General features: G+C 75.5%; 10 protein-coding genes. 6 read left to right on the plus strand and 4 right to left on the minus strand.

All coding sequences use genetic code 11. The annotated features are described in order from the left end of the window. Positions 1-3 precede the first annotated feature (3 nt). Positions 4-516, plus strand: coding sequence for a SigE family RNA polymerase sigma factor (locus AB0K34_RS34375; RefSeq protein WP_301176136.1), 513 nt, complete (start codon positions 4-6; stop codon positions 514-516). Then, a complete protein-coding gene (locus tag AB0K34_RS34380; protein WP_364553105.1) occupies positions 513-995 on the plus strand; it encodes a hypothetical protein in 483 nt (160 codons plus the stop codon). Before AB0K34_RS34375 ends, AB0K34_RS34380 begins: the two co-directional genes overlap by 4 nt. On the opposite strand, the gene AB0K34_RS34385 is transcribed toward AB0K34_RS34380, so the two are convergent. From AB0K34_RS34385 to AB0K34_RS34400, 4 genes are all read right to left on the minus strand, one after another. After that, on the minus strand, positions 992-1927 hold the full coding sequence (locus tag AB0K34_RS34385) for a sensor histidine kinase (RefSeq protein WP_364553106.1): 936 nt from the start codon (positions 1925-1927) through the stop codon (positions 992-994). The two genes, AB0K34_RS34380 and AB0K34_RS34385, sit on opposite strands and share 4 nt — an antisense overlap. Continuing rightward, complete coding sequence (locus AB0K34_RS34390) at positions 1927-2841, minus strand: MEDS domain-containing protein (RefSeq protein WP_364553108.1); 915 nt, start codon at positions 2839-2841, stop codon at positions 1927-1929. Before AB0K34_RS34390 ends, AB0K34_RS34385 begins: the two co-directional genes overlap by 1 nt. A 109-nt stretch (positions 2842-2950) precedes the next feature. Next, the gene (locus tag AB0K34_RS34395; protein WP_364553110.1) at positions 2951-3922 is read right to left on the minus strand and encodes a sensor histidine kinase; all 972 of its coding nucleotides are present in this window, start codon (positions 3920-3922) and stop codon (positions 2951-2953) included. Between the two features lie 191 nt (positions 3923-4113). Next, complete coding sequence (locus tag AB0K34_RS34400; protein WP_138640429.1) at positions 4114-4785, minus strand: lysophospholipid acyltransferase family protein; 672 nt, start codon at positions 4783-4785, stop codon at positions 4114-4116. Positions 4786-4977: 192 nt separating this feature from the next. Here AB0K34_RS34400 and AB0K34_RS34405 point away from each other — a divergent pair, with 192 nt between their 5' ends. The 4 genes from AB0K34_RS34405 to AB0K34_RS34420 all read left to right on the plus strand — a co-directional run. Continuing rightward, positions 4978-5988, plus strand: a complete 1011-nt coding sequence (locus AB0K34_RS34405; protein WP_301176131.1) for a hypothetical protein — start codon at positions 4978-4980, stop codon at positions 5986-5988. Positions 5989-6023: 35 nt separating this feature from the next. After that, a complete protein-coding gene (locus AB0K34_RS34410; protein ID WP_364553111.1) occupies positions 6024-6722 on the plus strand; it encodes a TetR/AcrR family transcriptional regulator in 699 nt (232 codons plus the stop codon). Beyond that, complete coding sequence (locus tag AB0K34_RS34415) at positions 6703-7362, plus strand: response regulator transcription factor (RefSeq protein WP_364553112.1); 660 nt, start codon at positions 6703-6705, stop codon at positions 7360-7362. Before AB0K34_RS34410 ends, AB0K34_RS34415 begins: the two co-directional genes overlap by 20 nt. A gap of 142 nt (positions 7363-7504) precedes the next feature. After that, the coding region (locus AB0K34_RS34420) for an AAA family ATPase (RefSeq protein ID WP_364553113.1) at positions 7505-7926 on the plus strand (422 nt) is incomplete at its 3' end.

Genomic DNA, 7926 nt, shown 5'->3' on the forward strand with positions numbered 1-7926 from the left:
ACGTTGAGCGCCCAGGAGGTCCGCGGGGCGGAGACCACGTTCGACGAGTTCGTGGCCGCCACCGCGGGCCGACTGCTGCGCACCGCCGTGTTCCTCGTCTACGACCGGCACCTCGCCGAGGACCTGCTCCAGACCGCCTACGAGCGGGTCGCGCGGCGGTGGGGGCGGCTCGCGGACGGGGACCCGGAGGCGTACGCGCGCCGCGTCCTGGTGAACCTCGCCATCGACGAGAAGCGGCGGTGGGCCCGGCGGCGCGACACCCCGGTCGGGTCCGTCGCCGACGTGGAGCGGCTCGCGGGCGCGCCCCCGGCGGCGGGGGCCGCCGGGGGCGACCTCGACGCGGTGCTCCGCGCGCTGCCGGCGAAGCAGCGCGCGGTGGTCGTGCTGCGGTACTGGTGCGATCTGAGCGAACAGGAGATCGCCGCGACGCTCGGGATCTCCCGGGGAACGGTGAAGAGCCACACCGCGCGGGCCATGGCCGCGCTGCGGAAGCACATGAGGGAGGACCGGGCGTGAGCGACGACCTGGACGCCCTGCTGCGCGAGCACTACCGCGCCGCCGCCGACGAGATCCGTCCCGACCCCGCGGCCGTCCGCCGGTTCCAGGACGCGGGCCGCGCCGCCGCGCCCATGCGGGCGCGTGCCGCGCGGGCGCGCGCCGCGCGCCGCTGGACGCTCCCGACGCTGGCGGCCGCGGTCACCGCCGCCGTGCTGGTGGCGGTCGCGGTGCTGTTCTGGCCGGGGGTGCGGGAGCCGGAGCCGCCCCGGCCGATGGCGCCGCCCGTGTCGCCCGTGTCACCGGCGCCGCCCGAGCCGTCCGAGTCGTGGCCCGGTCCGCTGACGCCGTCGCCGATACCGAGCACTTCCGAACCGGGCCGGACCGCGATGCCGGAAGCCTCGCGCCCGGGGAGTGCGGGCGTCCCCACGGGGCCCGCGCCGACGGCGAGCCCGACGCCCGGCGCCGGGGGCCGCCCGGCCGGCCGGCCGTACGGCTAGCGGCGCTTGCGGAGGCGGACGAACGTGCCGTCCCAGCCGGCGCGCAGCTCCATCAGGTCGACCAGGAGGCGGACGGTCCACAGGCCGAAGCCGCTCTGCAGGGCCGAGTCGGGCGGGACGAAACCGGTCAGCGGGCTCGGGCCGGGGCGCCAGAACCCGTGGTCGCCGACCTCGCAGACCAGGTCGGGGCCGTCCCGCCACGTCCACAGGCCGATCGGCGGGGTGCCGTGCTGCAGCGCGTTCGCGGCCACCTCGTTGACGGCCGTGACGAGGTTCTGCTCCGCCTGCTCGCCGAGGCCGTGCGCGCGCGCCCGGACGGCGACGAACGACCGGAGGGCGTGCAGGTCGTCGCCGTCGATCGGCAGGTACTCGGCGTCGCCCGGGCGGCCGGGGCGCGGGCCGCCGCCGGCGCGCAGGTCGCGGTCGCAGCCGGACCCGAACGCCACCGGGTCGATGTACGCGTCGTTCGCGCCGTCGTGGCCGGGGGCGAGCAGCAGCGGATGGGTGCGCCGCGCCTCGGCGAGGACGCGCGGCGGCAGCGCCTCGGCGTCGTACGGGCACAGCGCGCTGGCGTCGGCGTTCTCGAACACGACGTTGATGAGGGACTCGTAGCGGATCCACTCCAGGGTCTGCCGCTCGTCCCAGCCGTCCCAGACGGGTTCGGCGAGCGCGCACACGCCGCGGGGCGCGCTGTCCTTCACGATGGCCTGGTAGTCCCGCAGGGTGCGGACGGGATGCAGGTAGAAGCGCGCGGAGTCGACGAAGCCGACCTCGCCCTCGCCGAGGATGTCGCGCAGCGCGGAGAGGTTGGGCTCGCGCGCCACCGCCACGACGGTCTGGCCGCGTTCCAGCCCGGCTTTCAGGTAGGGCACCGTGACCGACAAGAAGTCGTCGGCGCCGTGGTATAGGAAGGCCCTGTGCTCCAGTGCCATCAGGCGAAGTCCTCCGTTTCGGGAGCGCCCTGCCGCGCGCCGCGGGTGAGGCCGGGCAGCCGGTTCCAGCCGACCGCCTCGATCACGCCCTCCACGTTCGGCCGCAGGTGGTCGAGGACGAGCGCCCGGTCGGCGGGCAGCCGGGTCGCGTGCCGGGCCAGCAGGTTGAGCCCGCCGAGGTCGATGAAGCCGAGCCGGGACAGGTCGAGGTGGACGCTGCCGCGCTGCGCGACCAGCTGCGCGAGGTTCTCGGCGACCACGGTGTGCCGGGCCGCGTCCAGCTCGCCCTCGATCCGCAGCCCGGCCGGATCGAAGGTGCGCACGATCTTCAGGATCCCGTCGTCGAACTCGGGGTTCACTTCCACGAGGACCTCGTGTGTGTCGCGGAGGGCCAGGAGCTGTTCGGGCGGGCACGCGCGCCGGTCGAGCTGGCAGATCGCCATCGCCATGGTGCTCGGCGCGACGGCGTCGTCCACCTCGTGCTCGCAGCCCAGCATGGGTCCGAGGCCGGCGGGTTCCGGCTCGTGGAACAGCCAGCTGTAGTCGGTGGTGAGGCGGACCGCGCGGAACCCCTCGTCGAACGCGCCGCCGACCTCCCGCCCGATCGTGTCGAGCATCATCGCGGGGGCGAAGGCGCCGCCGCGGTCGAGGCAGGCGTCCCGCCGCGAGATGACGCGCAGGCTGCCCGAGCGCACGCACTCGGCCACGTCGATCCCGTCGGCGCCGTTGAGGCCGGGCAGCCGTTCGGCGGGCACGTCGGTGACGTAGACGACCTTCTCCTCGGTCAGCAGGCCCTCGCGCAGGAAGGGCCCGATGACGCGGTCGCGCTCCTCGGTGCCGCTGTAGGCCAGCCAGGCGTGGTCTCCGGGCCGGACGGCGCTGACGGGGCGCTTGGCGAACCAGGGTGTCGACATGGCCTGCCCATCGGGTCGGGGCGGATCTGTTCAGGGTACGCCGCCGGGAAGCTTTTGGAAGCCCAACGCAGGGAGTTCCTCACGCTCCGTCCATCTGGCGGCGGCCCAGCTAGGCGGCGTGGCCCGCGCGGGGCAGCGAGAGCCGGAGCCGGACGGTGGTGCCCTCCTCGCCTGTCCGGATCTGGACGGTGGAGCACAGCAGGCGCACCGCCCACAGGCCGAAGCGCCCGCCCGCAGGGGCGCCCTCCGGGCGCGGCGGCAGCAGCCCGTACGCCGTGCCGGGCGGCCACCGGCCCGCGTCGGTGACCTCGCAGACGAGGGAGGCGTCGCCGCCGGGGGCGTCGGCCCACATCCGCAGGACGACGGGCGGCGCGCCGTGCCGGAGCGCGTTGGTGACGACCTCGGTGGCCGCGACCAGCAGCCGCTGCACGCCCTCCTCGGGCAGCGGCGTCTGCCGCGCGCAGTCGGTGACCCAGGCGCGCAGCCAGAACAGGTCGGGGTGGTCGTCGAGGGCGAGCGCGTCGGTGCCGGGCGGCGGCGGGGGCAGCGGGTCGGCGTCGCAGCGGGCGCAGAACGTCCACGGGTCGACGAAGCCGGGGTTGGGCCGGGTGCTGGTGCCGCGCACCGTCTCCGGGTGGGTCTTGCGGCCCGCCGCGACGACGGCGGCGGGCAGGGTGGCGGAGTACGGGCACAGGACGGACGCGCCGGTGCCGCGCAGCGCGATGTTGACCAGGGCCTCGGCCCGCTCCCACTCGACGACCTCCAGCGGCGGCCGCGTCGCCCACGCCGGCTCGCCGAGCAGCCGGAGCCGGCGGCCCTGGCGGGCGCTCTCGGCGGCGTCGCCCAGGCAGTCGGCGAGGGTACGGGACGGATGGGCGTACCAGGCGGCGGCGTCGGTGAAGCGGACCTCGCCCGCGGCGCCGCCGAGGGCGTCGCGCAGCAGCATCTCGCGCGCGGTGCCGCAGACGGCGTGGACGCGGTCGCCCGCCGCGACGCCGTCCCGCAGGAACGGCACGGCGCCGCCGAGGTACTCGTCCACCCCGTCGTAGGGCAGCACACGGTGCGTCAAGTCATCGCTCACGGCGGCCCCCGCCGGTTCTGTGGTCATGGTGTCACTGACTGCGCGTGCCGGACGGACGCGACCAGACTAGGCCGCCCGCCGCCGCCCTGCCGAGGGCCGTTTTTCAAATGTCGCCACGGACCGCCCGCCGGTCCGTCCGCAATGCCGCCGAGGTCTCGTCCGTTAAGGGCCCAGTGCCCGAGGGGGGAGGGTCAGGGGTCGGCGCGGGGGTTGTACTCGCCCGCGTACTCCTGGCCGGAGAGCTTGCGGACGGCGTTCATGACCTCGTCGGTGACGACGCGGCGCAGCCGTCCGGGCGGCAGGTCGGCGCCGGCGTAGCGGGAGAAGTCCATCGGCTCGCCGAAGCGGATCCGGGGGCGGGTGCCGAGCCGGGGGCGCCACGAGCCGAGCGGGATGATGTGCTCGGCGCCCTCGATGGCCACCGGGACGACCTGGGCGCCGGTCGCCAGCGCCAGCCACGCCACGCCCGTCCGCCCGCGGTAGAGCCGGCCGTCGGGGGAGCGGCTGCCCTCCGGGAAGATCGCCACGGCGCCCTCGTCCTCCAGCAGGGCGCCGGCGCGTTCCAGCGCGCGGACGGCCTCGCGGGTCGGGCCGCGCCTGATCGGCACGTTCCCGAGGGCGAGCAGCGCCCGCCGCAGCAGGCGCCCGCCGAGCCCGGGCACCTCGAAGTACTCGGCCTTGGCCAGGTAGGCGACGCGGCGGCCGACGACGGGCGACAGCACGAACGTGTCGACGAACGACAGGTGGTTGCAGGCCAGGATGACCCGGCCCTCGGCGGGGATGTTGGCCCGCCCCTCGACGCGCGGCCGGAGCAGCAACCGGAGCAGCGGCCCCGCGGTATGCGACGCCAAACCGTAGAACACGCGGCCTCCTCGCAGCTTCGCCGCACCTGATCAAGGGCGGCGGAGCCGACTCTAGGGCCGTGCGGCGCGGGGCGAATCCGCCATGTGACGGGCGTCATCCGGACGCGGGCTGGAAAATAAACGAACGAGCGATTAGTTTCTGAGTCGACGGTACGCGACAGACCCGTACTCGACGGACCAGGAGGTCTGGTGATGAACGCACGCAAGCCCATCGCCGTGCTCGTCGCGGTGACACTGCTCGGAATGCTGTTCGCGGGGTCCTTCCTCGGCGCCCTGCACAGCCCGAAGCCGCACGAGGTGCCGGTGGCGGTCGTCGGCCCGCAGGCCGTCGCCGCCAAGGTCGGCACCACCCTGGACGCCCGCATGGACGGCGCGTTCGACATCGAGCACTACGCCGACGAGAAGGCCGCCCGGCAGGCCCTGCTGGACCGCGAGGTGGACGGGGTGTTCGTCCCCGGCCAGGGTGGCGCGAAGCTGATCGTCGCCAGCTCGGCCGGGAAGATCGAGACGACGCTGATCACCGAGGTGTTCCAGCAGGTCGGGACCGCGACCGGCCAGCAGGTCCAGGTGCAGGACATCCGGGCGCTGCCCGAGGGCGACAGCAACGGCATCTCCGCGTTCTTCCTCGCGGTCAGCGCCATCATCCCCGGCGTGATCCTCGCCGCGCTGATGGTGTTCGTGGTGCCGCAGGCGGGCGCCGGCCGGCGCATCGGCCTGGCCCTGACCGGGGCGCTGCTCCTCGGCGGCGGCGTCGCCTGGGTCGGGGACGGCCTGACGGGCGCGCTCGTCGGCTCGCCGTGGGCGCTGTGGGGGCTCGTCTCCTTCCTGGTGTTCGCGGTCGCGACGGTCACCGGCGGCCTGCTGCGCGTCGTGGGCCCGCCGGCGGCGGCGCTGGCCGTGCTCCTGTTCGTCCCCATCGGCGCCCCCGCGAGCGGCGGCCCGCTCGGTGCCGAGTTCGTCCCGGCCTGGTACGCGGCCGTCGGCGAGTGGCTGCCGCTCGGGGCGGGGGCCGAGGCCGTCCGCAACACCGTGTACTTCGACGGCAACGCGATCGGGCGGCCGCTGCTGGTGCTGACCCTGTGGGCGGTCGCGGGCGTCGCGCTCGTCCTGTCGCCGAAGGTCCTCCAGCACCGGGGCCACACGGCGGGGGAGGCCGCCGGGGGGCGCGCGGAAACGGAGGCCGCCCACCCCGCCGGCGCCTAGCCGACCGGTGCTTTGATGGGAGCAGGAGGTGCGGAGTGACGAAGACGGGGGACCGGGCGGTCCGGCGGCGGCCGGGCCGCCCGCCCAAGGCGGAGGCGGGCGACACCAAGGCGGCGCTGGTCGACGCGGCGCTGCGGCTCTTCGCGCAGAAGGGCTACGCGGGCACCTCGATCCGCGCCATCGCCCGCGAGGTCGGGCTCAGCGAGAGCGTGCTGTACGCGCACTTCCCCAGCAAGCAGGCCATCTTCGACGCGGCGGTGTCCGGGCTCGGACCGCAGCGGCTGATGGCCGGACGCGACGGACTGGACCCGGAGCTGGCCGACCGGGACCCGGCGGAGTACCTGCGCGCCCTGGTGACCAGCGTGCTGGACGCCTGGGACTCGCCGAACGGCCGGCTGTTCATCAGCCTGATGGTCCGCGACGGCCTCGTCCACGAGATGGACCTCGGCAGCACCATCGCCAGGTCGATGGAGGAGGCGGGCGGGCTGTTCGAGCACTGGATCGCCACCGGGCGGATCCCCGCCGGCCTCGGCCGCCCCGCCGACCTCGCCTGGGCGCTGTTCGGGCCCGTCGGGCAGGCCCGGCTGCTGTGGCTGCACGCCGGCACCGACCCCGAGTCGCGGCGGGCGGCGCGGGAGCGGTGCATGCGGCACACCGAGCTGTTCATCCGGGCGGTCTTCCGCGAGCCGCCGGAGCCGAAGGATGTGGTCGACGATGACAGGAGCGGACACTGACCTGACCCGGCCGCCGGCGGGCAGGGCGCCGGGGCCGGTCCGGATCCTGCTCGCCGAGGACGTCGCGCTGCTGCGCGGCGCCCTCGCCGGGCTGCTCGGCCTGGAGCCCGACCTCGACGTGGTCGCGGAGGTCGGCAGCGGCGACGCGATCGTCGCCGCCGCGCTCGCGCACCGCCCGGACGTCGCGGTGCTGGACATCGACCTGCCCGGGGTGGACGGGGTGACCGCGGCGGCGGAGCTGCACGACCGGCTGCCCGAGTGCCGGGTGCTGATCCTGACCGGTCTCGGCCGTCCCGGGCATCTGCGCCGCGCGCTGGACGCCCACGTGCACGGGTTCGTCCTCAAGGACGTCCCGCCCGCCGACCTGGCCGACGCGATCCGCCGGGTGGCGGCGGGCGAGCAGGTGGTGGACCCGCAGCTCGCGCTGGTGGCGCTGCGGCAGCCCGACAGCCCCCTCACCGCCCGGGAGACCGAGGTGCTGCGGCTGGCGGCCGAGGGCGCCGGGGTGGACGACATCGCGCTGGTGCTGACGCTGACGACCGGGACCGTCCGCAACTACCTGGCGAGCTGCATCAGCAAGCTCAACGCGCGCAACCGGATCGACGCCGTGCGCATCGCGGCCGAGTTCGGCTGGGTGTGAGGCCCCGCATATTCGGCCGGGTATGAGGCCGCATATGAGGCCCGGCATATGAGGAACGCATAGTCGGGCCCTGCTGGATCCACATGCGGATCGGTGCCGCACGCACTGGGCCGGGGGCGGGCCCTTTGCGAGCATTTTGGGCATGCAGGGGGAAACGCTGTACGGGCGGTCGGCCGAGCTGGAGGAGATCGGCCGGCTGCTGGAGGGTGCGCGCGCCGGGACGGGCGGCGGCGCGCTGATCGTGCGCGGCGAGGCCGGGATCGGCAAGTCCGCGCTGCTCGGCCACGCGGAGTCGGCCGCCGGAGGGATGCGCGTCCTGCGCTGGACCGGGATCGAGGCCGAGGCCGCCCTCCCGTTCGCGGCGCTGCAGCTGCTCCTCGCCGGCCGCGCGGACCTGGTGGAGCGGCTGCCCGCCGCGCACGCGGCGGCGGTGCGGGCCGCGCTGGGCCCGGTCCCGCCCCGCGCGCGGGCCCGCCTGCTCGTCGGGCCCGCGCTGCTGGCGCTGCTCACCGAGCTGGCGGCGGGCGCGCCGCTGCTGTGCCTGGTCGACGACGCGCAGTGGCT

The organism is Actinomadura sp. NPDC049382 (genome assembly GCF_040677125.1).
Taxonomy (GTDB): Bacteria; Actinomycetota; Actinomycetes; order Streptosporangiales; family Streptosporangiaceae; genus Spirillospora; species Spirillospora geliboluensis.